Origin of the sequence: Enterobacter sp. 301B (genome assembly GCF_003850715.1) — a bacterium.
GTDB classification, from domain to species: Bacteria; Pseudomonadota; Gammaproteobacteria; order Enterobacterales; family Enterobacteriaceae; genus Enterobacter; species Enterobacter intestinihominis.
Window position 1 is genome coordinate 1 of the sequence record NZ_PQTC01000071.1, and the last position, 973, is coordinate 973.

Here is a 973-nt window from a genome sequence, read left to right on the forward strand (position 1 = left end):
GATGTTATTCACCCTGGCCAACCTGTTTCGGGTGGACCAAATGATACGTCAGTGGGAGAGATCTCAGTAAAAACCGGAAATAACGCCAGAAATGGTGGAAAAAATAGCCTAAATAGGCTGATTCGATTGTTTGCGGGAAAAAAATCGGCCCAGATCCGCGAAATTTTAATCAGCGAGTCAGCTTGGGAAGAAATGACCTGCTTATTCGCACCTTCCTTAAGTGATACCAACTGTCTGGAGATTCATGGGGCCAGTCTAAACATATCTTCCAAAACAGAATGTTATCAGTTAGACTCAAATGCGATAGTATTAATAAGAGAACAATCCAGGTAGTCTCAGCAAATGCATTAGTAAGGAATAATAATGCACGAGAACAATATCACGTTACTGTGTAATGAAGCAGAGCGATTATTGCAGCTTAATATTAGTTTGCTGCAAAAAATGGTTGATGAGCCGAATTTCCTTGTCGAAAGCGGTAATGGTGCCAACTTACTGATTTAGTGTATGATGGTGTTTTTGAGGTGCTCCAGTGGCTTCTGTTTCTATCAGCTGTCCCTCCTGTTCAGCTACTGACGGGGTGGTGCGTAACGGCAAAAGCACTGCCGGACATCAGCGCTATCTCTGCTCTCACTGCCGTAAAACATGGCAACTGCAGTTCACTTACACCGCTTCTCAACCCGGTACGCACCAGAAAATCATTGATATGGCCATGAATGGCGTTGGATGCCGGGCAACCGCCCGCATTATGGGCGTTGGCCTCAACACGATTTTACGTCACTTAAAAAACTCAGGCCGCAGTCGGTAACCTCGCGCATACAGCCGGGCAGTGATGTGATTGTCTGCGCGGAAATGGACGAACAGTGGGGCTACGTCGGTGCTAAATCACGTCAGCGCTGGCTGTTTTACGCGTATGACAGGATACGGAGGACGGTTGTGGCGCACGTCTTCGGTGAACGCACTCTGGCCACACTGG

1 protein-coding gene and 2 pseudogenes are annotated in these 973 nt (G+C 47.4%); all 3 read left to right on the plus strand.

What is annotated here, in order from left to right; genetic code table 11:
- Positions 1 to 70: hypothetical protein (locus tag C3451_RS24725; RefSeq protein ID WP_002906209.1), on the plus strand; the 70-nt coding region annotated here is incomplete at its 5' end.
- Between the two features lie 293 nt (positions 71 to 363).
- Positions 364 to 480, plus strand: a pseudogene (locus C3451_RS24410) (hypothetical protein); the annotation flags it as partial.
- A gap of 49 nt (positions 481 to 529) precedes the next feature.
- Positions 530 to 973, plus strand: a pseudogene (locus C3451_RS24145) (IS1 family transposase); the annotation flags it as partial.